The organism is Natrarchaeobaculum sulfurireducens (assembly GCF_003430825.1).
Taxonomy (GTDB): Archaea; Halobacteriota; Halobacteria; order Halobacteriales; family Natrialbaceae; genus Natrarchaeobaculum; species Natrarchaeobaculum sulfurireducens.
The window spans coordinates 2,384,299-2,407,296 of sequence record NZ_CP024047.1; the positions used below are offsets into that span (position 1 = coordinate 2,384,299).

The following is a 22,998-nucleotide window of genomic DNA, read 5'->3' on the forward strand; positions in this document are numbered from 1 at the left end:
AAGGCGTACGTATGTTGACCCGGCGGCAGGTACTGGCAACGGCGAGCGTCGGAGTCGGACTCGGTGGACTCGGCGTTGGGCTCTCCAGGGCCGTTCACCAGGGCACGGTGAACGAGAAGTGGATCCGAGGACACGACGATGACGGAACCGAAGTCGTCTACTCCGTGATCCACGACAGCATGAATGTCCCGTATGTCATCGAATCACACGACGAGGTGGCGCTGTTCGACGGCCGGAGGGAACGACGTCCGACCATCGACGCCGAGACCCACGAAGAACTCGCCAACCGGTACGACGCGGTCGAGTACGGCCTCAACATCTGTGCGCGGGACGGACGACACGACTGCCGGGGTGGCGCCGTGAGCCGCGAGGCGTTCAACGCCGTTCAGGTCGGCGAAGAGGCCACCGTCGCTGTCGCCTCGAGCCGACTTCACCTGCTCCCGCTGGACGCCGACTGACGACGGCGACGATCCACCACCGGCTCGACGGTCGCGTCTACGATGAGAGGTGCTCGAGGGCTGCGCTCACGTCCTCGACGGCGCGGAGGTCGTCGAGGGCCTCGAGGGCGGCGTTGGCGTCGACCCCGATCGGCGCGTTGGCCGCGCACATTCGGAACTTCTCGTGGAGTTCGTCGATCGTAAGCGGATCGTCGTGGGTCCCCGGCGGCTTCTCTTCGAACCGCTCGACGGTCTCGCCGTCGCGAGTCGTCACGGTGACCGTGGCTGCGTTCGAGTCGTAGGCGAGGTCATCGTCGACGACCAGCGTCGTGCGTTCGCGGACCGCCTGGACGCCGTCGTCGTCGATCGCGTCGTCTTCGAAGGCAGCGAGGCCGACCGCGCGATGGGCGATAGCGTGGCCGATGACGTACGGCATCGAAAACTTCCCCTCGAGGCCGGTCGCTGGATCGTCGTGGTGTAAGGCGTCAGCAGCCGCCTGCGAGGCCGTGACGGCGATTCCGTCGATATCGGCTGGCTCGAGGTCGAACTCGTCGGCCACCCCGATTGCGGCGTATATCGCCGCGTGGGTGTAATAACAGCAGGGATATTTCTTGACGTCGACGCCGTCCTCGAGCACCGACCAGCGTGAGCCAAGTTCGGGGAGGGCCTCGAGGTCCGGTTCGCCGTCCCCGCGATAGAGATCGAAGTAGCCGCGGTCGCCCTCAATCGCCGTCGGGTCGGCGCTCGCTCCTTCGGCGGCGAGGAGGGCTGCCGTCGTCCCGGAGCGGGCGGCCTGACCGGCGTGGAGCGGTTTCGTCGTCGAACCGAAGTTGCGCTTGAGGCCAGCGGGCATCGACGCGGCGATCGAGAGCGCGTCGACCGTCTCCTCGACCGAGAACTCGAGGAGGTTCGCGACGGCCGCGGCGGCGCCGAACAGCCCGACGGTCGAGGTGGCGTGCCAGCCGCCCTCGTAGTGGCCGGGGCTGAGCGGCCGTGAGAGGTAGTTCTGGGTCTCGAAGCCGGCGACGTACGCCGTCAGGACGTCCCCGCCCGAGGCCCCCTCACGCTCGGCGACGGCGAGCAGTGGCGCGACCATCGGGACACTCGGGTGGCCGTCCATCGCCGGGAGCGCCACGTCGTCGAAGTCGAGTGCGTGGCCCGCCGTTCCGTTGACGAACACCGCGTCGGATAGCGGCGCACGGTCCTCACGACCGAGAAGCGTCGTCTCGCCCGATCCAGCGGCCGCACCGCGCGCGCAGGTCGTCGCGTGGGTCCCGGCACCGGCGAGGGTGACGCCGACCGTGTCCAGAATCGCCCGTTCGGCTACGCGAATCGCCTCGTCCGGGACGTCGTCGACGGTAAGGTCGGCGACGAACCGGCCGAGCGCTTCCGTCACTCCGCTCGAGGTAGACTGTGTCATCTAGTGGCTTGGGTATCGAACGTACCGATAGATTATGATACCGATCAGACCGACCGGTGAAGAAGCGGTACCCCCTTCATTGCACCGGCCCGACGTCACGTGGATAACCGCATTCTCCACCATTTACAATGTGTGATGCAGAGTCACTGCTATGGAGTACCACGACACCGAGAAGGCGAAAGCAGTCGCGAGCCGGGTCGAGGCGTTCATGGACGAGGTCGTGATCCCTCGAGAGCGCGAGGCCTTAGCGACGGGCGAACCGATTACCACAGACGAGATCGAGGACCTCTGGGAACAGGCCAAAGCACGGGACCTGTTCGCGCCGCAGGTACCCGAGGAGTACGGCGGCCAGGGACTCGGCTTTCGGGATATGTTGCCGTCGTTCGAACAGGTCGGTCGATCGCTGATCGGCGCGCTGGCGATCCGGGCGAACGCCCCACAGGAGGGGAACATGCACACCTTAGAGATGGTCGGCACCGACGAACAGAAAGAGAAATGGCTGCGCCCGCTCGTCCAGGGGGAGTTGACCTCCGCGTTCGCGATGACCGAGCCCCGCCAGGGTGGCGGCTCCGACCCCAAAATGCTCCAGAGTACGGCCGTCAAAGACGGAGACGAGTGGGTGATCAACGCCCACAAGTGGTGGACCTCCGACGGCCTCGAGGCCGACTTCTATCTCGTGATGGCCCGGACGGACGTAGAGGCCCACCCATACGCGGGGACGTCGATCATCCTCGTCCCGCGGGAAGCCGACGGCGTCGAGGTCGTCCGCAACGTTCCCCACCTCGGCGGTCACGGCATCACCGAACGGACTGGCGGTCACGCGGAGGTGAAGTTCGAGAACGTCCGCGTCCCCGTCGAGAACACGATCGGCGAGGAAAACGCTGGATTCCGTATCGCCCAGCTTCGCCTCGGTGGCGGTCGACTCACCCACTGCATGCGCTATTCGGGGATGGCCCAGCGCTCACTCGAGGTCGCGAAGGCGTACCTCACCGAACGCGAGGGCTTCGGCGACTCGCTCGCCGAGAAACAGGCACTTCGGCATCGGATCGCCGACGCCGAGACGCGGCTGCACGCCGCCCGCTGTATGGTTCGCCACGCCGCCCGCGAACTCGACGAGAGCGACGCCCGGATCGAGGTCGCGATGGCGAAAATGTACACCGCAAACGTCACCAACGACGCGATCGACCTCGCGTTGCAGTGTTGTGGCGGCAACGGCATCGGAAAGGACCTCCCGGTCGCACACTTCTACGAGCACGTCCGTGCGTTCCGGCTCGTCGACGGCGCAGACGAGGTTCACCGCCGGACGATCGCGCGCTGGGCGTTCGACGACGTCGACACGAGCGAGGTCGAAAACGCCCTCGAGTTCGACGAGGAGCTCCGCATCGACGCCCTCGAGCGGTGATCGACGTGCCGAGCAAATCGTTGTCCGAACTCGAGGCGCTCGTCGGTGACTCCCGTGAGACTGTCGCGGGGTTTCACGTTGAGCGCGGTAAAGTCGCGGAGTTCACCCGCGCGATCACCGACTCGAACCCGATCTATCACGACGTGGACGCCGCCCGCGAGGTCGGACACGAACGGATTCCCGCACCGCTTACGTACGCACGTGTCAGTCGGTTTCCCCGGTATCAGACGGCGGAAGGCGACCTCTACGGCTTCGATCTCGGATTTCAACTCGAGTACGTCCTCCACGGCGAGCAGCGCTATGAGTACGAACGCCCGCTTTCCGTCGGCGACGAGTTGTCGGGAACGACGACGCTGACTAACGTCTTCCAGCGCAACGGCGGCCGTGCGGGCACGATGACGTTCGCCGTCCTCGAGACCCAGTATCGGGATCGAGAGGGCGAGCTGGTGCTCACCGATCGGGCCACCGTGATCGAGACCGAGGGGGCCGTCGACGGCGATGCAGACGCAGACGTAGATGCGGACGCGAACGAATCTGGAGAGGACGACCGGGCGAAGCCGACCGACGACTCGTCGGTATCCACATCGGAATCGGTCGATCCCGTTCGGTCCACCGCGGACGTTTCGGTGGGCGATCCTGGACCAAGGATCGTGGTTTCTGACCTCGAGCGTCGACACTTCGTCCAGTATGCCGGCGCGAGCGGCGACTTCAATCCGATCCACTACGACGAGCCTTACGCCCGCGCCGCGGGGAACCCGAGCGTCTTCGGCCAGGGGATGTTCACCGCTGGCATCGCCTCGCGCGTCGTCACCGACTGGGTCGGCCTCGAGGCCGTCGACACCTTCGACGTCCGATTCCAGTCGCGTGTCTTCCCCGGCGAGGACGTAATCGCTGACGGCGAGGTCACCGCAGTCGAGGCCGACACCGTCACCGTCGACCTCGAGGCGCGGACCGACAGCGGTGAAACACTGCTTTCCGGAACGGCGACCGCGACGCTCCCTGAGTGACCATCCCCCACAGTCTGTGTCTCCTCAGTCCGACGCGTCGATCGTCGTTGGGACCCGTTCTTCGAGTCGACGTTTCGTCTCAGGGTCGTGTGCCGGCAGGTAGACGACTCGCTCACGCTCGAGGAGCCGTCGGATCTTCCTGGCGCTCTGTCGGCTCGTTCGCCCGTCGAGGGCGATTCCAACGACGTCGTCTTCGAGCAGTTGTGACTCGGTGAACGTGACGTCACCGGCGAGACAGAGCAGGGCCTCTTCCTCACGGACGAGAACAGACTGGTGGCCCGGCGTGTGTCCAGGCGTCGGGACGACGAGCACGTCGCCGGCGTCGGTGAGCCGGTGGCTCGACTCGAAGGGGCCGAACGGGCCACCGTCGTAGGTGAGACGCATCGGCTCGAGGTCGTCCGGCCAGCGGTGAACCGACGAACCAAGCGGCAACAGTCGGTGTGCCAGATACTCCCGGCGAGAGACGAGCACGTCTGCGTTCGGGAACGCTCCGACGGCTCCCGCGTGATCGAAATGCAGGTGTGTCAAGATCACGGTCGACACCTCTCCGGGATCGATGCCGACCGCTTCGAGCTGGCTGGCGAGTTCGTCGGCCGGCTCGAGGTCGAGGCCGTCGCGGTCGACGAGCACTCGCGCACCGAGGTCGACGGCTCGCGGCTCGAAGACGTCGGTCGTCTCGCCAACGTCAACGACGATCACGCCTTCGGGATGCTCGATCGCGAAACAGAAGATGGGCGCGGGCTCGAGCTGGCTGTCGTCGCACCAGACGTCGAGGTATCGCCCCGGAAGCGTCCGACGGCGAGCGCTGACGTGACGGTTCGGAAGCGACAGCCGGCCGACCGAGAGCGCGTGGATCTTCACGGGTCGGTCCTCCCAACGCGGGAAACCGTCTTGAGGCTCATGGTCGAAGTGGCGACCAGAGCGCATGTACGATGCAATCTTGGTCCCGACCGACGGACGAGAGAACACCGACCGGGCGATCCAGGAAGCGATCGAACTCGCGAACGTCCACGAGGCCACCTTACACACACTGTACGTGATCAACTCCGCCGAGATCGCACCGGGAATGGACTTCGACGACCTCGAGCCGATCGGCGAGGAGGCCGTCGAATACGTCGCCAAGCGGGCCGCCGAGGCGGGCCTCGAGAACGTCGACACGAACGTCCGCCACGGACTTCGCCATCAGGCGATCCTGGACTACGCCGACGAACACGACATCGACCTGATCGTGATGGGGAGAAATCGCGGCCTCGAGCGGTTCCTGCGCTCGAGCGTCTCCGACCGTGTCACAGAGCGCGCTTCGACGCCGGTGCTCGTCGTCGAGTGAGTCGACTGGTGGGCCCTACCGGCTGTCGAACCGAAACCGGTGCCCCCTGCCGCCTCGAGAAGGGCTTTTTCGCGACCACGATTAGTCCGAGCCGGTTCCCGTGGCTCGCGTCCCCAACCCGATCCGGCTCAGCATCTGGTGGATCGGGCGTGTACTCGCCAGAGTTGGCCTGATCGGCCTCGAGCGAGCGCGCCGGACGGCGGATCTGGCGTGGCCACGGATCGTCACCGGGCTGGCCCGAATGTCGAAAAGCGCCGTCGACGTCGCGATGGTCGGCATTGCTGTCGGGCCGGCTGCTATCGCCGGTGTCGGTTTCGCAACCCCGTACTGGGGGCTTGCGTTCACCGTCGGCGGCGGCGTCGCTGGCGGAACGATCGCGCTCGTCTCCCAGCGCTTCGGCGCGGAGGCGTACGACCAGCTCGGCCAGGCCGTCCGCTCGAGCGTCGTCCTCGTGCTCGCGTTGACTCTGCCGATCACGGCCGTGTTCTGGTACTATCCACACGCGTTGATCTCGCTCGTCAGCAACGATCCGGAGGCGATCGCCTATGGGGCGGCGTACCTCCAGCTGGTCGGCCTCGGGATCCCGTTCGCCGGGCTGAACCTGATCGGCAGCCGCACGTTCGTCGGCATGGACGACGCCTGGACGCCGATGGTCGTTCGCGCGGGCGGCGCTGGCGCCAACATCCTGCTCAACGCCGTGCTTATCTTCGGGCTGGACATGGGCGTCGTCGGTGCGGCACTCGGAACCGTACTGGCGAACGTGGTCGTAACGGCGGCGTTCGCGGCCGGCCTCGGAGCCGGGCGACTCCCCAGAATGGGTGCGTTCCCGACCAGCGTCGATCCCGCGGGACGGTATCTCCACGGGGAGACACTGCGAGACCTGACCACAATCGGGCTGCCCGTCCTCGGGACGCGGTTCGTCTGGACGGTCGCGGAGTTTCCCATGCTCGCGATCGTCGACGTCTTCGGTCAGGATACCGTCGCCGCCTACGTCATCGCCCGTCGAATCTGGGGGCTGATGAACACGCCCGGCTGGGGATTCGGGCTCGCCGCCTCGAGTCTCGTCGGTCAGGAACTCGGCACCGGTTCCGAGGATCGCGCCGAGACGTACGGGCGCGAGATCGTTCGATTCTCTGTCGCCACCTACCTCGTCGCGGCTGGAGTCGTCGCGGTCTTCGCCGAACCCATCGTCCTCGGGTTCGCCGACGACCCGGCTGACCTCTCGGTACCGATCGCCGTCTCGCTCGTGCATGCGGCCTGTCTCGCCGTTCTCTTCCAGGGCGTCTCGACGACCGCAGCCGGTGCGCTCGAGGCCAGCGGCGACACCCGGTGGCCGTTCTACAGCCAGTTGCTGGGAATGTTCGGGCTCGCGATCCCGCTTGCGTACCTCGGCGCTGTCGGGCTCGCCGTTCCATCGCCCGGGACGGTGCCGATCGTCGGCGTCGTCGTCCCCGGAGTGACGATTCCGCCGCTCGGACTGTGGGGGCTGTATCTGGCCTTCCTCGCCGAGACGGCGGTCCCGGCGGTCATCAACTACTCCCGGTTCGCGACTGGCCGGTGGAAAGTGATTAGCCGCGACTATCGGCCCGAGCCGAGCGAAGCCGACGACTAACTCGACGTCGCACAGTCTTCCGTTCGAGCCCCGCTCGAGACGAGGGCGGATTTTCCGGCCCAGAAAATTCACTCGTACGACTAATACCACAGCGTCAGTACGAATCGCTGGGGGACGTCACAGGCCCCACCTGAGTGGTCCCCCCGCCCGATCACGCCGGCCGACACTGCCCTCGGTGGCTCCCGCCCACGTGCCACCCCGGTCGGCCGGTTCCACCCGCCTCTGACTGGTCACCCACTGCCCTCCCACGTCTCTCGCTTCGGCCCCATCGCTTCGACGGTCACCGACGTCGAAACTCTGGTCCCCGGCCAGGTCGGTCACTCTCGAGGCATCTACACGGATCGTTCAGCGTGCACTATCAGGCCGTCTAGGTCACGAAAACAACCGAAACGAATCAGTGTCGGCCGTACAGCGAGTAGGTAATCGCGACCAGCCCGGCCAGCCGGCTTACGTTCTCGAGGAAGACGGTGACGACCTGTTCGGCACTCGTAAACGAGTTGATGGCTACGTTGATCAGAAACGGACACAACGTGAGCAAGAGGAGTCCCAGGGCGAGATACAGCATCGACGTGGCGTCGTTTCGTCGGTAGCCCCGGTAGGCCTGGTACGCGATGAGCGTCCCGATGAGCGCCACGAGGAAGAGACTTGCCACCGTCAGGAGCTCGAACAGCGACGCCTCACCGAGTCGAACGACGTCGCCGGTCATCGTAACCCCTCCCACATGCGCGTGAACTTGTCGGCGACGTCTTCTTCCTGGTAGGTCAGTTCGAGGTCGAACGCGCCGTCCTCGAGCGTCAACTCGAGGCGGTCGAGGTTTGCGGTATAGACGCTGTAGTGATTTCCATCCGGAGCGAGTTCCGTCTCCTCGGTGACGAGACGGCACGCCTCGAGGCGCTCGAGGCGTCGGTAGATCGTCGGGAGGGAGGCGTCACATCGTTCGCTCAGGGTGCTGGCAGACATGGGTTCGACGCTCGTGTGGGTGAGGATATCCCGGGCGTACTCGTCGTCGAGGACCGAAAGGACCGTCGACAGGTCGATTTCCTCACTCACTTGTAGGCCATCGTTCCGGCAACGACATGAAAAGCGATCCGGTTTTTCTGACCGAGAGAACACCCCGACGGCAGCCACGTGATCGCGTCAGCTGACTCCGTACGCCTCGAGCCAGGCGAACGTGAGCTCGAGCAGTCGACGTTCGGCAGATGCCGAGAACAGGTGGCCTTCTCCCTCGAGGACCTGAACGAGGACGTCCGTTTCGAGGCGGTCCGCCGCGCGCAGGCTGTCGTCGACGGGGACCGAGTCGTCGTCCGTCCCGTGGAAGATGGCGACGGGAACGTCGAGCGTCGACTCGAGGTCGGCGAAGGCGTGCCGATCGAGGTCCGCGAAGAACCGCTCGTCGACCCACTCGTCGTCGTCGAACTCGAGTCGTCCAGCCGTCGCGACCGCCTCACGGTAGTCGTCGAACGACGACGTGTCGGTTACGGGCGCACGCGTGACGACCGCGTCGGCGCGCTCGGCTGCGAACGTCCCCGCGGCGTGGAACGCGACAGCGCCCCCGAAACTCGAGCCGAACAGGACACAGGATCGAGGATCGAAGAACTCGAGGACTGCCTCGAGATCGGTCAATCTCGACTCCAGCGTCGACTCCGCGAAGTGACCATCGGACTCGCCACATCCTCGAAAGTCGAATCTGACGGCGTCGTACCCGGCCTCGACCGCGCGTCGACAGCGGCGTTCGTAACTTCCGGACTTGTCGCTTCGAAAGCCGTGACAGCAGACGAACCAGCGGTCACCCGACGCCTCGTGGTGGACCGCTGCCACCGTCCCGTCGTCCTCGACGGTGATTTCGTATCGCTCGCTCATACGACCGCTGGGGAACGGACGACCGTAATCGTTTCCCGCGTCGCAATCCGGGACCCGAATCCGACGGCCGACAGTATTCGTGACATAACTAACCCCATCAGTCCGCGAGCCACGACCAATGTGGCCATGGGAACACGCGATCGTCGGCTATCTCGCGTACTCGCTGTTCGCGCATCTTTACTACCGTGAGTCGCCGGACGGGCTCGAGGCGTTTGCGGTCGTTTTCGCGTCCGTCCTGCCGGATCTCATCGATAAACCGCTGGCCTGGGAGTTCGGTGTCTTCGAGTCGGGCTATGCACTCGGACACTCGATCTTCTTCGCGGTTCCGCTCTCGCTCGCGGTCGGACTGCTCGCGAGACGCGTCGGCAAGGGGCCTGCTGGCGTCGCCTTCGGCGTCGGTTACCTGTTGCATCTGCCCGCGGACGTGCTCGATACCTATCTGCGCGGCGGCCAGTACACACCGGAGATACTGCTCTGGCCGGTTTCGACGGTCGACGGGGTTCAAGAACAGACAGGATTCACCGACGAGTTCGTTCGTCTCTTCGGCCGCTACCAGCAGGACCTCCTCGCGGGCGACCTCTCGACGTACATGTGGGTCCAGGTCGGACTCGCGGGACTCGCGGCCCTGGTCTGGCTCGCCGACGGCGCACCCGTCCTCCGGGAGTGTCTCGTCGGCTGTAAACGCCTGGTGATCGCACTCGTCGGTGGCCGGGACCCGATGTGAGCGACGGTCGCCGCGCCGTCGACACTGGTTGGTAACGACGGGGTAACCAGCGGACGAGTCTGACTCAAACGTCACCGACAGGTAATGTCGTCATTTACTATCGTATCGCTGCCGGTGACAGTGGAGATGAGATGACCGACACGTCCCGCCCGCCAACTCATCGCTATCGACCCCCGCGGGTGAACCCATGAACGCGAGCGACCGACCACCCGGAAGCCGCGTGGATGCCCTCCCCTCGGACGCCGAGTTCGCACTCTGTCTGACTCACGACGTGGATCGCCCCTACAAGGGGTTTCGGTCGCTGTACTACGCGACCCGTGAGCGACCGGGCTATCACCTCCGGACCGCCCTCTCGTCGTCGAACCCGTACTGGCAGTTCGAGGAGGTCATGTCCCTCGAGGCCGGCCTTGGCGTTCGATCGGCGTTTTACTTCCTCAACGAACAACACCTGCTGGTCGACCGGCCGCCACGAGACTGGCTCTTACCGTCGAACTGGATCCAGCATCTGGGTCGGTACGACGTCACGAGCAACGAGATCGTCGCCGTCCTCGAGGCACTCGAGGCTGGCGGCTGGGAAGTCGGCCTCCACGGCTCCTATCACTCGCCGGAGGATCCGGCTCGACTAGACGAGGAAAAACGAGTGCTCGAGCGTGTGCTCGGACGGCCAGTCGTCGGCGGGCGACAACACCACCTCCGGCTCTCGGTGCCCGAAACGTGGCGACACCACCGGGAGATCGGCCTCGCGTACGATGCGACTCTGGGGTCGACGACTAGCTGTGACTTTCATCATGGCTACCGACCGCTCCGACCGTTCGACGACGAGTTCGTCGTCTTTCCGCTGACGATCATGGATCAGGCACTGCCAGACCCAGGGAACCACCCCGATCAAGCACGCCAGGTCTGTGACCAACTCGTCAAAGAGGCCGCCGTGAACGACGCCGTAATGACCGTTCTCTGGCATCCACGGTACTTCAACGAACGCGAGTTCCCCGGCCACCGGGAGCTGTATCGGTGGCTGATCGAGCGAGCCCAGTCGCTCGGTGGCTGGATCGGGGCTCCACAGGAGTTCCTCGCCGAAACCGACCGCGACTCACGGGTGCCGTCTCGCCGGCTCGAGAGCGCTGGACCGGCCGATTCCGAGCCGGGTCGTGGAGACGATCCCCAGGTACGGGCCTCGAGTCCGGGAGGCGAGTCATGAACTCGAGGCTCCTGACGGTGCTGGTCGTCGGACTGTTCGTCCTCGGCACCGTCGGTGCGGTCGCGACTCCTGCGGTTGCTGACTCGACAACAACCACACAATCGATGCCGAGTGACACGTACGTCGTCGAACAGGACGACTCGTGTTACGAGATCGAGCCCCTCTCGAGTGACCAATCGATCGAGGCCTTCTACGATTATCGGGATCACAACACCCATCCGAACGACACAGATCGGATGTACAGCTCCTACGGGACGACCCATCTCCAGGAGTCCGATACGAGCCTGTTGTTCCTCCACGAGGGGACCGACGGAACGAGCCTCGTGATGGTCCACGACGAACTCGACGGCGGCACTGCCGGTGGCGTCGTCACGTTCGACCTCGTCGGCGCGCCACACGCCGCCACGTGGGACGTCCGGAACGACGACTACGACGGCGATACGAACCGCGACGAGTTCGACCGCGGCGACGGCACCGCGGACGCGTCGTGGGCCTACATCGAAAACCGGACCGGTGGCGGCGCGCTGAACGGCGGCTTCGGCGGGCCGTTCTCGGTGACAGTCCACCCCGCGTTCAACGAGGACGCTAACCTGTACGACGCGGACGTCGCCGAGGAGTTCGAAGACGAGAACGTGACCGGCACCGGCGGCGACTTCTGGGACGGCGGCGAGATCGACGACTGGGAAGCCCTTTCCGGCGACGTCGACGATCCGGACCGCCACTCGCTGTCGCTCTCCGAGCCAGTCACCATCTGGACTGGGAGCTGTGACAACCCCGCGATCGCCTACGACCGAACGGACGACGGCATCGCGGCGTCCGTCTCCGATCCATCCGTCGACGATCGAGTCCCCCTGCAGCCAACGGCCGGGTCCGGCGACGGCGTCCAGTTCGAGCGGATCGACGTGACCGGCCTCGAGGACGACACGACCCTCGAGTTCGCGAGCGAAGCGCCGGACGGTCCCCCCGAGTCGCCTGCTGGGGTGGACGCCATGTCCCACCTGCGCATCGACGGCAACTCGAGTGCGGACGCCTCAGGAACGGTCACGGTCACCGTCAGCGCCGACGAACTCGACGAGCCTGGGATCGGCCCGGACGACGTGGTGCTCTACGAAGCAGTCGACGACGAGTGGGCTGAGACGACCACCGAGGTTCGCGCCGATCGCGGCGGCACCTACCAGTTCGAAGCCGAGGTCTCCTCGCTCGAGGGGGTGACCGTCGCCCTCCACCCTGAGGCCGGCCCCGACGAGCGGAGCTGGGTCTCCGACATCGGCTTCGCCGGCGGCGTCGCCGTGGGGTCGTTCCTCCTGCTCTCGTTGTTGTGGGTGGCGGCGATCTGGCGTCGGTAACCCGCGGCTCGAACCCAAAACCGCTCCGTCTACCGGGTAGTAGGAGACACCCTCGATTCAGAACAGTGGTTCGTCAGGAGAGACGACGTCGGTCGCCTGGCTCTCTAACAGGCCAGCCGAGTAGACGATGACGCCGGCGGCGATCACTGCGACGAGCACGACGACGGCGAAGACGATGAGCGTTCCAATGCCGACCTTGCCACGGTCGAGCGAATCGGTGACGATGTTGGAATCGGGCATAGGGGTGTCCTCTGTGTCTCGGGTCGGAACTGCGGTATCTGTCTCCCAGTTGATGGGGCCCTGTGTGCGATCTACAGCCGTCCAGCGAGTGTGGTCTGACGTCGGTGGGCGCGTCGTTCCTCGTGTCAGCGCCACCTGAGCGTTCGTCACTGGCTGTTCGCTCAACTTAGTAATTTTGGCAGCGTATCCCTCGTCGCCCGCTCGCAGTGTCGTCCGTACCGTCGAGACCGATACGGGAGGTCGTCGGCTCGAGGAACCCCGAGGTCGTCGGCTCGAGTTTACGCGCTACTCGAGTGAGGCCGGTCGCACGGCTCTGTTTGCCAAAGCTCGTAAGTCGCTCGAAACTCGGCGGCGGTGGGACCAACGGGATCGGCGCTGGTTGTCAACTCGGACCGGACACGTGACGGAACGATTCGAACTCACGCACGGACGCGATCCAGAGCAGGACCTGCGACGGCAGTCGGCTCCACAGGTTCTTGGCGAATAGTGTGCTGAATTTGTCCATGGTCACAGTTATCACAGCACTCAAAACGCTGTTGTTCACGATCCTCGTTCCCGGGACGGTCGCCGTGGTGATTCCCCGGCTATTGGCCAGCTGGCGGCCATACCCTCGATTTCCGATCGATAGACCGACCGCGAACGTGGGGGCCGCCCTGGCGATCGGTGTGGGAGCGGTGCTGTACGTACACACCGCCGTCCGGTTCGGCTCGGACGGGAAGGGGACGCCGTCGCCGACCGACGAACCCGGAACCGAGCCTGATACCCGGTCGGCTCCCGAACGGTACCCGGACGACCCAAAAACGAGACTCGAGGATGACACGACCGACGAGAGGACGGCTACGACGTGATCAGTCGCTACGGACGCCGACGGAGTCGACCGACGAGCGCCTCGCGGACTGGTCGAACTGCCGGACCGACTCGAGGTCGCCGACGTGTCCGTCCGCGAGTGCGACGTCGACGATCACGTCGGTGAGGTTCGCTTTGTCCGTGAGGAACTCCTCGCGGCGTCGGTTCCAGGTCTCGTCGACGCCGTCGTCGTCGAGCAACGTCGTCGCGTGTGCTATGATCTCGTCGGCCGAGGTGACGTTGTGAATCAGTCCCTGAGTCTCGAGTTCGACGAAGTTACCCATGTCGTCGTCACCGACCCACGAGTTCGAGCGGATCGCGGGCGTCCCGAGGAGGCCGGCTTCGGTGACCATCGTCTGCGTATCGGCGACCAGCAGGTCGGCTTCGGCGAGCGCATCGTGCATCAGCGCGGGGTGGAGGTCGAACGGCTCGGCGGGCAGCGTCTCGAGGTCGGCGTTGGCTCCCTCGTCGGAGACGAGTACCGTCACGTCCTCGGCCAGCCGCTCGACGATCCGTCGGCGGTCGTCGCCAGTGATCCCCTGTTTGCCGACGTCGTGCTGGGAGCCGAAGGCGTTGAGCCGGAGGATGGCGTACGGTTCGTCGGCAGCGAGGCCGAGGCGGTCACGAATCTCCGGGTTCGGCTCGTACGTCTCGGGGTGGAGGTACGCACACTCTTTCAGTCCGGCGAAGACGTAGTGGCGGTCACCGAGGTCCTTGCGGAACGTATTCGGCGTCAGGATCGCCCGAGCGAACGGCGTCGAGATGGTGTGATCGAACGACGCTGGCTCGGAGTCGATGAGTAACACCGTCGGCGTCCGCGTGACGGCCCCGGTGTGGGCGGCGTAGCCACCCATCCCGAAGAGCAGATCGGGATCGAACCGACGGGCTAGACTGATCGCCCGAACGTAGTGAGTTGGCAGCCGCGTCAGCAACGATCCCTTCGTCGTTCCACAGGACCCGTAGACCGCGTAGGGGAGATCGTACCACTCGAGCAAGTCGACGGTGCAGGTGTAGTCCCTGGCGAGGACCAGCACCTCGTGGCCGCGCTCGCAAAGCGCTTTGACGGCGTGTTTGTACAGGTGAACGTGGGCCGGCGTATTCGTAAAGAACAGGTAGTTCATGATGACTGGCAGTCCCTCTTGACCGTACGGTGAACCGACGGGTCCGGTTTGTTATCACCCTCGTACCCGTCTCGACGGGCAAGCCTGCGCCTGCATAGCCGGTTCCTGTTCGCCCGTGAGTCGGGGTAGCAGCCCTATAATAATGGCCGGACGGCTCGAGGCCCGCGTAAATGCAGTCACAAGGAGTTCCCGACACAGCCGAAGACGCCCCGACGAGCGAACGCGAGCGACCGCGGATGCTCGAGGCGTACGGGCCCACGCTCGACTCGACGCTCGCGTACGCCCGGCGGCGTGACTACGCTGGCCCCGACTACGGCGACGGACTGAGTAGCGAGCTGTTGCAGTCGCTGCCGTTCGAAAACCGGGTGCTCAACCTCGTCGTCCAGGAGGTCGTCAAACGCACGCCGGTCGACGTTCGGCCGCTGTTCCGGGTCGAGACCCGACGCAATTACAAGGGGACAGCGCTGTTCTCGATGGCCAACCTCAACTATCACAAACTGGCGGCCGACGGGACGCCGCTCGAGGCCGCCTTCGATCCGGAGGGCGAGGCGCGTCGGCTCGCCGACTGGCTGGTCGACGAACGGATCACCGACTACAGCGGCTACTGTGGCGGCCACCGCCATCCGATCCAGCATCTCCACACGAAAGGCGTCCCCGAAGACCCTGACATCGTCTCGACGGCCTACGGCGTCAAGGCGCTTTTGCGAGCGTCGCATCTCGACGATCGCTACGCCGACTTCGCTCGAAGCGCCGAGTCGTTCCTGGTAACGGACCTGAACTACCGCGAGGGCGAGGTGGGGGCGACGATCGACTACCACATGAACCACCCCGAGGACTCCTACACCATCAACGCGGCCGCAGTCGGGGCGATGATGCTCCTCGACCTCTACGAGCACTTCGGCGACGACGGGCTTCGCGAGCGAGCGACGAAGATCCTCGAGCACGTCGCCTGGACCCAGACCGACGTCGGCGGCTGGCCCTACCGCCTGCCGGCCGACGCCTCCCATCTCTCGATGGACAGCCACCACAACGGGTTCGTCATCGAGGCGTTCCAGCGCTACCGCGAGGTCGTCGACGACGACCGCTTCGCCGACACCCTCGAGGACGCACTCACGTTCTACCGCGAGGAACTGTTCGAACTCGACGGTGCGCCGAACTTCGACGAAGCGAGCGCCTACCCCCGCGACATCCACGCGAGCACCCAGGGCATGCTCGTTTTCACCCGCGAGGGCGACCTCGAGATGGCCGAACGCATTCTCCGGTGGGTGCTCGCCAACCTCCAGGTCCGCGAGGGGCAGTTCTACTACCGGCAGTATCGCCACCACACCAAACGCGTCACGCTGATGCGCTGGTGTCAGGCGTGGATGTCGTACGCGCTCTCTGAGTTCCTGCTGGCCGCGTCAGACGAAGGCGACCACCGGATCGAACCCGGACAGCATCCATGAGTCGATCGTCGCCCGCTCGAGCGCCACCCCCGGATGAGTCGTCGACGAACGACAGCGAGGACTCCTCGACAACCAGCCCACGACGGTGGTCGGACGAACGACGCAATCGCGAGTCGTCGACGGGAAGCGCGGGGACTCGGGCCGACGAGAAACGCGTCCTCGTCATCACTGGTCTCGCACACAAGAACCACCGCCACTACGGCCCGCTCGCGGACGTCGCCGGGAAGACGACGCTCGTTGCGCTCGAGCCCCGGTACGACGTGGACGACGCACGGTATGTCACGGTGCCCGAAATCGGCCCCAGACTGCTCCGGGTCGTCCTCATGTTGTTCGTCGCCCTCTACGAAGGATATCGCAACGAGTACGACGCGGTCGCGTCGATTTCGCTGTTCCCCTACGGCTGGTACGCGCTCGTCCTGAAAGCCGTCTACGGCTATCCGGCCCACCTCGGGATCATCGGAATCGACCTCGACCACCATGCCGAGCAGTTCTACGGCCCGGTTCCCAGGTGGGCGTTCCGGCGGTTCGACGTGGTCTCGGTCCCCGGCACCGATCACGCGAGGCGACTCGCCGAACTGGGCGTCCCGCCGGATCGGATCGAACGGCTCACCAACGCGATCGACGTCGACACCTACCGCCCGCTCGAGGACGATGCCGCCGACGGGACTGAAGACGCCACCGGTCCGGTCGACGCCGACTACGACTTCGTCTGGGTCGGCCGCTTCGGACCCGAAAAGGACCCGGTGCGGTTCGTCGAAGCCCTCGACGCACTCGAGGGCACTGATCGGGAGTTCCGGGCGGTCATGGTCGGCGACGGCCAGCTTCGGAGCGAGGTCGAAGCCGAACTCGCCGCCCGTGGCCTCGAAGATCGGGTCGACCTGCCAGGGTGGGTCGACGAGCCCCTGTCGTACTATCGGCGGGCGGACGCGTTCGTCCTCACCTCCGAGCGCGACGCCCTCCCGCTGGTGATGCTCGAGGCGATGGCGACCGGCCTCCCGGCAGTCGTGCCGGCGGTCGGTTCGATTTCCGACGTCGTCGACGACGGCGAGAACGGCCTGCTCCTCACCGACCGCAACCCGGTGCGCTTTGCCGAGGCACTGACGCGCTGTCTCGACGATCCGGCGTTCCGCCGACGCCTCGGCGAAAACGCCGTCGTGGTACGATCACAGTTCTCGCTCGAGTGTGCTGGCGAGGACTGGCAGCGCATCCTGTCGACGCTCGAGGGCTGAGCTTCGATCCGGAGAGACTCGAGACCCACTGGAACAACGGTGGCGACCGGTTACGCCAGGGTAGCGACGAGATAACAAAACGAACAGTTCCCGCGCTGTGAGGTACATGGAGATCGAACGACTCGAGCTCGAAGAGTGGGGCGACGCGCTTCCCTCGAGCGGTTTCGAGGTGTTTCACGATCCGGACGCGCTGGCCGTCCTCGACGCCCACACTGACGCCGAGATGCGTCTCTACGGGGCGTTCAAGGGACAGCAGGCGGTTGGCCTGTTGCCTGCGTTCGTCGAGCAAAAGCCCGTCGGCCGAACCGTCTTCTCGCCGCCTGTCGGACTCGGCGTCCCTCGGCTAGGGCCGATCATCGCTCCGAACAGCCCGAAGCGACGCAAGTGGGAGCGGATCAACGCCGCACTGGCCGAGGGGGTGTTGGACGACCTCGAGGCCGATAACCGCTCGACGCTGCTCCGGATGACCTGTCCGGTCGGCTACGACGACCCCAGACCCTACGGCTGGAACGACCTCGCAGTCGACACCGAGTTCACGTACGTCGTCGACTGTGCGGGCTGTGCCGACGTCGAGGACGCGATGGCCGGGTTCAGCAAGAGTCTGCGAAACGAGATGCGCCGCTATGACGAACTCGACGTCGCCATCGACACCGAAGGGGTCGACGCGGCGTTACGGATCTACGACGACGTCGTCGACCAGTACGCCAAGTACGACGACACGGCTCCCATGTCGCGGCCGTTCCTTCGAGATCTACTCTCGACTCTGGGCGACGACCGCTGGCGCGTCTACGTCGCCCGCACGCCCGACGGCGAGTACCTGAGCGGCATCGTGGCACTCTTCTCGAACGACCTGGCGTACTACTGGCAAGGCGGCGTCACCGCCTCCTACGAACACGTCAGCGTCAACACCCTGCTCCATCGCGTGATTCTCGAGGACCTCGTCACCGACCCGGCGCTCGAGTCGATCACCGGCTACGATCTCGTCGGAGCCAACACCGAACGGCTCTGTGAGTACAAGGGCAAGTTCAACGGCGAGCTCCGGCCGTACTACGTCGTCGAATCGTCAGGCCTCGAGATGACCCTGGCAAAATCGGCGTACCAACGCGTCGCTAGCTCCCTGAAGTAACTGTTTTTGTCAGCTCTCGGCTGTCACCGTCCGCTGGCCGAATGTGAGGACGGCCGGGGGACAGGAACGCTCTCGTCGGCCACCGTTTCGGCCGGTCGAGTCGCCTCGTCGGGGCTGACGCGCCGGGCGACGCCGGCCATCGTCTCGACCTGGAGCGGCGTCTCGTCGCGTTTTGCCTCGAGATAGGTAAAAATTCGCCGCAAGCGTCGGACGTCCCGCGTCGACGTAATGTCGTTCGGGTGCAACCAGAAGTGACAGATCCCGTCGCTCGAGGCTGCAGCGTCGATCCCGAGTTTGGCCTTTCGGAGGACCGGGTCGCCGACGAACGGCTCGACGACCGATCGGGCCGTCCCTTCGAACGAGAACAGACAGAGCGATGCGGGCACGTTGACGAGGCCGTGCTCGTCGATTTCGGGAACAACAAGCGGCGGCGGCGTTCGACCGGCGACGAAACTCGCGAGCTTGCCGGGCCGGTAGAACCGGGAGTGGTCGTACCAGCGTGGCGGTCCAATGCCGCGGTAGCAGTCGAAATCGTACTCAGCAAGGGCGTCCCGGTGGCCGACGACGTTTCGCGGGAACACGAACGATTCGAGCGAAAGGCCGTGGCGATCTGCGACCGAGACGCAACGCTCGAGTTCAGCGTCGACGACGGCTCGGTCGGTCGACTGGTCGAAGACGACGTGCGAAAACGTGTGACAACCGATCTCATGGGAAGGTCGGCCGTTCCGAACGGCCGCGACGAGATCGAGCCCGTACCAGCGATCGTCGTCCTCGAACGAGCCGCCCGGCTCGCGCTCGAACCAGCCGTCTGCGGCCGCGGGGTGGTCGGCGTGACGACCGTCACAGGACTCAAGCAGCAGGTGGCCAACCACGCCCCAGGTCGCCGGGACGTCGTAGTCCTCGAGCAGTTCGAGCAGCCGCTGCCACCCCCATCGAGCGTTCCGAATCCGCTGTCTCGGTGGTTCAGGGAGGTCGTGAAACCCCCAGGCGAGTTCGGCGTCGACCGAGAGGACTACGCTTCCCATCGACCCTCCCGTCCCAGGAACGCGGCCGTAACTTCTCGAGCCAGTGAGCGAGTTCGGTCGTCGCTGTGGTGCCTTCGGTCGGCTTTCAACAGCCAGCGACAGTGAGGGCGGTGCAGCCCGTCGACGTGGGGTCTATGATACAGTCGCGGCTCGTTCGGATCGGCTAGGTGTCTCGAGTCGGTCATTGGTCTTGCCTCTCGCGGTGGACCGCCGATCGGACGGTCGTCCCGTTTGACGTGTTACTGCCGATGAATTTGTAAGTATGAACGTGATTCTGTGTGAGTCGTTCGGTAGGACCTCATTACGGGCCAGCGGAAGGCTCGAAACCGGCGTTAGTCACTCGAGGCGAGCTACCGGCGACGGCGTAACCTGAGGAATCGGGTCGAGTACCCCATTCTTAACTAACGTTCAACGATGCGTGAATGTCGCTATGGCGATTTCCGTATCGGGACGACGGGACGGGTTCACAGGACCGGCCCGAAACGACGAAACCGCGGTCGGCGCGTCGAGCAGTGCTGCCCGGGCAACGAGTTCCGTCACCCGAGCGGTCGAAGCGCGCGCTCGACCAGCAGGTGATTCGAATGGGTAATGATGAATGGACCGATCGATCGTTCGCCGTCCCGGCATGTACCGCACCGAGTAGCACCGCCTGCCTGCGCTCGCTCGGCCGGCGAGGCATTCGTGGAATTACCCTCACAGACCGTGGGACCGCTCCTGCCGCCCGTTCGAGATACTGTGACGAGGCCGTCCGCGTGCCCGACCCCTACGAGAACCTGCTCGGGTTCAAATCCGCACTCGAGTCGATCGCGATGCGCCCCGACGTCGCGACGATTATCCCCGTCCGAGACGTCGACGTCTACGTCCTCGCAAAGTACAAATCCGATTTCGCAGCGCACGTCGCGACGCCGTGGCCGGATCTCGAGACGCTCCGGCAGGTCCACGACCGCGTCGAGCTCTTCGATATCGCCGAGGATGCGGGCGTGTCGACGCCGGATACCAGACTGCTCGACGAGCCGACCGACTGGAACCGTGAGTGGATCGTCAAAGCACGGTATGCGATACTCGTCGACGAGTACGTCGACCAGTATGGGCCAGAGCAGTTCGACTCTCCGCCGAAAACCGAGTACCTCCAGCCCGGCATCGAGCCCGATTACGAGGTCCTCGAGCGTGCGATGGGGCATCGACCGATCGTCCAGGAGTACGTCCCCACGACCGACGAGTACGGCTTTTTCGCCCTCTACGACCACGGCGAGCCAGTCGCAACCTTCCAGCACCGCCAGATCCGTGGCTACAGTTACGCCGGTGGCGCGAGTTCGTTCCGCGAGTCGATCCGAATCCCCGAACTCGAGGAAACGGGGCGAGCGTTGCTCGACGAACTCGAGTGGCACGGCCTCGCGATGGTCGAGTTTCTCAGAGACGACGAGACGGGTGAGTTCAAGCTCATGGAGATCAACCCCCGATTCTGGTCGTCGCTGCCGTTTTCGATCCAGGCCGGGGCGGACTTTCCGTACTACTACTGGCTGCTCGCGACCGACCGGAAAGACCACATCGACCACGAGTACGAGGCTGGTATGGCTGGTCATCTGTTGCGGGGTGAACTGCTCTATCTGCGCTCGGTGCTGTTCGAGGAGTACGACCTGGCCGAGAAGCCGCCGTTGTCCCAGGCAACGGGCGACATCGCGCGGACGATCGTCGAGCATCCACGATTCGACTACGCCAGTCTCGACGATCCCCGTCCGTTCATCAGGGACCTCTGGAACGCCTACGACGAGTACAAACACCGCGGCACGATCAAGTGAGGAGTAGCCGGCGTCCCCGCCCGCACAAAAACACAAGCAGAGGTGGTGCCGTCTCGAGGGGCACCCAGCCTAACGCAGTAGCGGACCCCCTTCTCCCGATCCGTCGCTAATTCGCCGATCGACACCTCGAGAAGAACGGATTCGACACCCAAGCGACCGCATCGCGCGCTCGCGGCTCAGTACACCTCGTCCGGTCGTCAGTCCATGTATCCCAGGCCGCGCAAGCGATCCTCTACGTCCCCGAAATCGTCGTCGGCCGTTTCGGTGCCCTCACTCGTCGCGACGTCGACGTCCTCGACGGTCGGATCGCGCGCCGTCGAGAAGAGGTCGGTTCGGACCGTTCCGTCGACGTGATCTGGGATCGACTCGCCGACGCTGTGAAGCAGCGTCGGGGCGACGTCGACGACCTCGAGGCCGTCGACCGGTCCCGTCGCCTCGATGCCGGGGCCGTACGCGAAGAAGACGCCCTCGCTGCGGTGACTCGCTGCCTTGGTACCCGCCGGGGTGAACACCTGCGCTGCGATCTTCGTCTTGTGTTCGTAGCCGTCTCGCCCGACGACGACGAGGTCCGGCGAGTCGTCGTCGGTCGAGAACACCTCGTCGCCGTCGGAGACCGACAGCGCGGGCTCCCCGGTTTCGGGATCGGTCAGGTCCTCGAACAGAGTCTGCAACTCGCGTTTGACCGACTGGACGTCTTCGGGGGCAACGGTGCCGCGGTCGAATCGCTCGGTGTCGTTGACGTAGACGTAGCCCGGTCCGTGAGCGAAGGCGACCGTCTCAGAGAAGTCGACGTCGTACAGCGCGTGCTCGCCCGGCACCTGCTCTGCGATGCCGTCGACGAGCCGTTTCGGGAGGGTCTTGACGACCCGCTTCTCGTCGATCCCCACTCGCTTGACGGCGTTCAGGAGGTTCGATTTGGTGACCCCAAGCTGTGACAGCGAGTTTCGAGTCGCGTTCTGGGACTTTTGCTCGAGGTAGCCCGCCTCCGAAAGCACGGTGTTCAGGTGAACGAACTGCGATATCGGACCGAAGCCGTGGTCGGAGACGACGTAGAGTGTGGCGTCGTGTGCGTCGACGTAGTCGAGGACGTCCTCCAGAATGTCGTCGAGCTGGAGGTAGTGTTCGAGGACGACGTCTTCCTCCCAGATGAGGTGCTGGAGTCGGTCGGGAGCCGTGTAGACGAAAAAGAACAGTCGCCAGTCATCGATCTCCATGAGCCGGTCCATCAGTGCCCGACGGGCAGCGAGCAGCGACCCGAGGTCCGCCGTAAAACGCTCTTCGGCGTCGGCGTAGTCGTACCAGTTAAGTCCGATCTGATACGACGGAATCTCGGCCTCGATCTCGTCCACCAGTTCAGGCGGGTGGGTAAACCGCTCGTTCATCGACGGGGCAATCATCCCCGAAACCATGGTGCCGTCAATCTCGCTCGCCGGATAGGACATCGGCACGTTCCCGACGGTCGCCGGCGAGAGCAGATCCCACAGCGCCGGTCGCTCGAGTGACGTGCTCGTGTTCATTTCGGGCGTGTAGTCGGACTCGACCCGCTGGAAGCCGTAGATCCCGTGTTTGTCCGGCCAGACGCCGGTCGCGATCGACGGCCAGGCGGTCGGCGTCGTCGGCGGCGTCGTGCTCTCGAGTGGGGCAGCGACCCCTTCTTCGATGAGTCGTTCGAAGTTCGGCAGCGTTCCCGCCGCGGCCCAGTCCGACAGGAGGGTCCAGGGGACGCCGTCGATACCGAGAACGAACGCCCGACCGGCCTCACTGGAGTCGACAGTCATGAATCAGATACGGTCTCACCGCTGTGAGACTTTGTTATCCCTCGAGTTACCCCGAG

Annotated in this window: 22 protein-coding genes; 13 read left to right on the plus strand and 9 right to left on the minus strand. The window is 65.0% G+C overall.

The window, feature by feature from the left end:
- Positions 1–11 precede the first annotated feature (11 nt).
- Complete coding sequence (locus tag AArc1_RS12825) at positions 12–458, plus strand: twin-arginine translocation signal domain-containing protein (RefSeq protein ID WP_117364746.1); 447 nt, start codon at positions 12–14, stop codon at positions 456–458.
- Positions 459–495: 37 nt separating this feature from the next.
- Here AArc1_RS12825 and AArc1_RS12830 read toward each other — a convergent pair whose 3' ends face one another.
- The gene (locus AArc1_RS12830) at positions 496–1,857 is read right to left on the minus strand and encodes an MmgE/PrpD family protein (protein ID WP_117364747.1); all 1,362 of its coding nucleotides are present in this window, start codon (positions 1,855–1,857) and stop codon (positions 496–498) included.
- A 151-nt stretch (positions 1,858–2,008) separates the two neighbouring features.
- Between AArc1_RS12830 and AArc1_RS12835 the strand changes: the two genes are divergently transcribed.
- Positions 2,009–3,259 carry an acyl-CoA dehydrogenase family protein gene (locus tag AArc1_RS12835; protein WP_117364748.1) on the plus strand — a complete coding sequence of 417 codons (1,251 nt, stop codon included), beginning with the start codon at positions 2,009–2,011 and terminating at the stop codon, positions 3,257–3,259.
- Positions 3,260–3,264: 5 nt separating this feature from the next.
- Positions 3,265–4,266, plus strand: a complete 1,002-nt coding sequence (locus AArc1_RS12840) for an FAS1-like dehydratase domain-containing protein (protein WP_117365889.1) — start codon at positions 3,265–3,267, stop codon at positions 4,264–4,266.
- A gap of 24 nt (positions 4,267–4,290) precedes the next feature.
- Here the strand turns inward: AArc1_RS12840 and AArc1_RS12845 are convergent, their stop codons facing one another.
- Positions 4,291–5,127, minus strand: a complete 837-nt coding sequence (locus tag AArc1_RS12845; RefSeq protein ID WP_161958295.1) for an N-acyl homoserine lactonase family protein — start codon at positions 5,125–5,127, stop codon at positions 4,291–4,293.
- 64 nt (positions 5,128–5,191) lie between these two features.
- Here AArc1_RS12845 and AArc1_RS12850 point away from each other — a divergent pair, with 64 nt between their 5' ends.
- On the plus strand, positions 5,192–5,593 hold the full coding sequence (locus AArc1_RS12850) for a universal stress protein (protein ID WP_117364750.1): 402 nt from the start codon (positions 5,192–5,194) through the stop codon (positions 5,591–5,593).
- 100 nt (positions 5,594–5,693) lie between these two features.
- The gene (locus tag AArc1_RS12855; protein WP_117364751.1) at positions 5,694–7,205 is read left to right on the plus strand and encodes an MATE family efflux transporter; all 1,512 of its coding nucleotides are present in this window, start codon (positions 5,694–5,696) and stop codon (positions 7,203–7,205) included.
- A 394-nt stretch (positions 7,206–7,599) separates the two neighbouring features.
- On the opposite strand, the gene AArc1_RS12860 is transcribed toward AArc1_RS12855, so the two are convergent.
- From AArc1_RS12860 to AArc1_RS12870, 3 genes are all read right to left on the minus strand, one after another.
- Positions 7,600–7,911 (minus strand): DUF7521 family protein, encoded by a 312-nt coding sequence (locus tag AArc1_RS12860; RefSeq protein ID WP_117364752.1) that lies wholly within the window; start codon positions 7,909–7,911, stop codon positions 7,600–7,602.
- A complete protein-coding gene (locus tag AArc1_RS12865; RefSeq protein WP_117364753.1) occupies positions 7,908–8,255 on the minus strand; it encodes an ArsR/SmtB family transcription factor in 348 nt (115 codons plus the stop codon). Before AArc1_RS12865 ends, AArc1_RS12860 begins: the two co-directional genes overlap by 4 nt.
- Positions 8,256–8,342: 87 nt before the next feature.
- Entirely contained in the window at positions 8,343–9,065 is a 723-nt protein-coding gene (locus AArc1_RS12870) for an alpha/beta hydrolase family protein (RefSeq protein ID WP_117364754.1), read from the minus strand.
- 118 nt (positions 9,066–9,183) lie between these two features.
- Between AArc1_RS12870 and AArc1_RS12875 the strand changes: the two genes are divergently transcribed.
- From AArc1_RS12875 to AArc1_RS12885, 3 genes are all read left to right on the plus strand, one after another.
- Positions 9,184–9,789 (plus strand): metal-dependent hydrolase, encoded by a 606-nt coding sequence (locus AArc1_RS12875; RefSeq protein ID WP_117364755.1) that lies wholly within the window; start codon positions 9,184–9,186, stop codon positions 9,787–9,789.
- 187 nt (positions 9,790–9,976) lie between these two features.
- Positions 9,977–10,987: a polysaccharide deacetylase family protein gene (locus AArc1_RS12880; RefSeq protein ID WP_117364756.1), complete on the plus strand. Its 1,011-nt coding sequence runs from the start codon at positions 9,977–9,979 to the stop codon at positions 10,985–10,987.
- Positions 10,984–12,333 (plus strand): hypothetical protein, encoded by a 1,350-nt coding sequence (locus tag AArc1_RS12885; protein WP_117364757.1) that lies wholly within the window; start codon positions 10,984–10,986, stop codon positions 12,331–12,333. The genes AArc1_RS12880 and AArc1_RS12885 overlap by 4 nt, the downstream gene beginning before the upstream one ends.
- A 57-nt stretch (positions 12,334–12,390) precedes the next feature.
- Here AArc1_RS12885 and AArc1_RS12890 read toward each other — a convergent pair whose 3' ends face one another.
- Positions 12,391–12,573, minus strand: coding sequence for a hypothetical protein (locus AArc1_RS12890; RefSeq protein ID WP_117364758.1), 183 nt, complete (start codon positions 12,571–12,573; stop codon positions 12,391–12,393).
- 503 nt (positions 12,574–13,076) lie between these two features.
- Here AArc1_RS12890 and AArc1_RS12900 point away from each other — a divergent pair.
- Positions 13,077–13,421 (plus strand): hypothetical protein, encoded by a 345-nt coding sequence (locus AArc1_RS12900; protein WP_117364760.1) that lies wholly within the window; start codon positions 13,077–13,079, stop codon positions 13,419–13,421.
- Here the strand turns inward: AArc1_RS12900 and AArc1_RS12905 are convergent, their stop codons facing one another.
- Entirely contained in the window at positions 13,422–14,540 is a 1,119-nt protein-coding gene (locus AArc1_RS12905) for a DUF354 domain-containing protein (RefSeq protein WP_117364761.1), read from the minus strand.
- A 170-nt stretch (positions 14,541–14,710) separates the two neighbouring features.
- Here AArc1_RS12905 and AArc1_RS12910 point away from each other — a divergent pair, with 170 nt between their 5' ends.
- The 3 genes from AArc1_RS12910 to AArc1_RS12920 all read left to right on the plus strand — a co-directional run bounded on the left by AArc1_RS12910 (position 14,711) and on the right by AArc1_RS12920 (position 18,340).
- A complete protein-coding gene (locus AArc1_RS12910; RefSeq protein WP_117364762.1) occupies positions 14,711–15,985 on the plus strand; it encodes a prenyltransferase/squalene oxidase repeat-containing protein in 1,275 nt (424 codons plus the stop codon).
- Positions 15,982–17,214 (plus strand): glycosyltransferase, encoded by a 1,233-nt coding sequence (locus AArc1_RS12915; protein WP_117364763.1) that lies wholly within the window; start codon positions 15,982–15,984, stop codon positions 17,212–17,214. The genes AArc1_RS12910 and AArc1_RS12915 overlap by 4 nt, the downstream gene beginning before the upstream one ends.
- A gap of 106 nt (positions 17,215–17,320) precedes the next feature.
- A complete protein-coding gene (locus tag AArc1_RS12920) occupies positions 17,321–18,340 on the plus strand; it encodes a GNAT family N-acetyltransferase (protein WP_117364764.1) in 1,020 nt (339 codons plus the stop codon).
- A gap of 23 nt (positions 18,341–18,363) precedes the next feature.
- Here the strand turns inward: AArc1_RS12920 and AArc1_RS12925 are convergent, their stop codons facing one another.
- Positions 18,364–19,365, minus strand: coding sequence for a polysaccharide deacetylase family protein (locus AArc1_RS12925; protein WP_117364765.1), 1,002 nt, complete (start codon positions 19,363–19,365; stop codon positions 18,364–18,366).
- Between the two features lie 581 nt (positions 19,366–19,946).
- Here AArc1_RS12925 and AArc1_RS12930 point away from each other — a divergent pair.
- Positions 19,947–21,164 carry a carboxylate--amine ligase gene (locus AArc1_RS12930; RefSeq protein ID WP_117364766.1) on the plus strand — a complete coding sequence of 406 codons (1,218 nt, stop codon included), beginning with the start codon at positions 19,947–19,949 and terminating at the stop codon, positions 21,162–21,164.
- Positions 21,165–21,361: 197 nt separating this feature from the next.
- Here the strand turns inward: AArc1_RS12930 and AArc1_RS12935 are convergent, their stop codons facing one another.
- The gene (locus AArc1_RS12935; protein ID WP_117364767.1) at positions 21,362–22,942 is read right to left on the minus strand and encodes an alkaline phosphatase family protein; all 1,581 of its coding nucleotides are present in this window, start codon (positions 22,940–22,942) and stop codon (positions 21,362–21,364) included.
- Between the last annotated feature and the right edge of the window lie 56 nt (positions 22,943–22,998).

Bases quoted from the DNA above. Each gene is read 5' to 3' on its own strand.
- AArc1_RS12825 (WP_117364746.1), top strand. From the start codon at position 12: ATGTTGACCCGGCGGCAGGTACTGGCAACGGCGAGCGTCGGAGTCGGA.
- AArc1_RS12830 (WP_117364747.1), bottom strand. From the start codon at position 1,857: ATGACACAGTCTACCTCGAGCGGAGTGACGGAAGCGCTCGGCCGGTTC.
- AArc1_RS12835 (WP_117364748.1), top strand. From the start codon at position 2,009: ATGGAGTACCACGACACCGAGAAGGCGAAAGCAGTCGCGAGCCGGGTC.
- AArc1_RS12850 (WP_117364750.1), top strand. From the start codon at position 5,192: ATGTACGATGCAATCTTGGTCCCGACCGACGGACGAGAGAACACCGAC.
- AArc1_RS12860 (WP_117364752.1), bottom strand. From the start codon at position 7,911: ATGACCGGCGACGTCGTTCGACTCGGTGAGGCGTCGCTGTTCGAGCTC.
- AArc1_RS12870 (WP_117364754.1), bottom strand. From the start codon at position 9,065: ATGAGCGAGCGATACGAAATCACCGTCGAGGACGACGGGACGGTGGCA.
- AArc1_RS12875 (WP_117364755.1), top strand. From the start codon at position 9,184: ATGTGGCCATGGGAACACGCGATCGTCGGCTATCTCGCGTACTCGCTG.
- AArc1_RS12880 (WP_117364756.1), top strand. From the start codon at position 9,977: ATGAACGCGAGCGACCGACCACCCGGAAGCCGCGTGGATGCCCTCCCC.
- AArc1_RS12885 (WP_117364757.1), top strand. From the start codon at position 10,984: ATGAACTCGAGGCTCCTGACGGTGCTGGTCGTCGGACTGTTCGTCCTC.
- AArc1_RS12890 (WP_117364758.1), bottom strand. From the start codon at position 12,573: ATGCCCGATTCCAACATCGTCACCGATTCGCTCGACCGTGGCAAGGTC.
- AArc1_RS12900 (WP_117364760.1), top strand. From the start codon at position 13,077: ATGGTCACAGTTATCACAGCACTCAAAACGCTGTTGTTCACGATCCTC.
- AArc1_RS12905 (WP_117364761.1), bottom strand. From the start codon at position 14,540: ATGAACTACCTGTTCTTTACGAATACGCCGGCCCACGTTCACCTGTAC.
- AArc1_RS12910 (WP_117364762.1), top strand. From the start codon at position 14,711: ATGCAGTCACAAGGAGTTCCCGACACAGCCGAAGACGCCCCGACGAGC.
- AArc1_RS12915 (WP_117364763.1), top strand. From the start codon at position 15,982: ATGAGTCGATCGTCGCCCGCTCGAGCGCCACCCCCGGATGAGTCGTCG.
- AArc1_RS12920 (WP_117364764.1), top strand. From the start codon at position 17,321: ATGGAGATCGAACGACTCGAGCTCGAAGAGTGGGGCGACGCGCTTCCC.
- AArc1_RS12925 (WP_117364765.1), bottom strand. From the start codon at position 19,365: ATGGGAAGCGTAGTCCTCTCGGTCGACGCCGAACTCGCCTGGGGGTTT.
- AArc1_RS12930 (WP_117364766.1), top strand. From the start codon at position 19,947: ATGGGTAATGATGAATGGACCGATCGATCGTTCGCCGTCCCGGCATGT.
- AArc1_RS12935 (WP_117364767.1), bottom strand. From the start codon at position 22,942: ATGACTGTCGACTCCAGTGAGGCCGGTCGGGCGTTCGTTCTCGGTATC.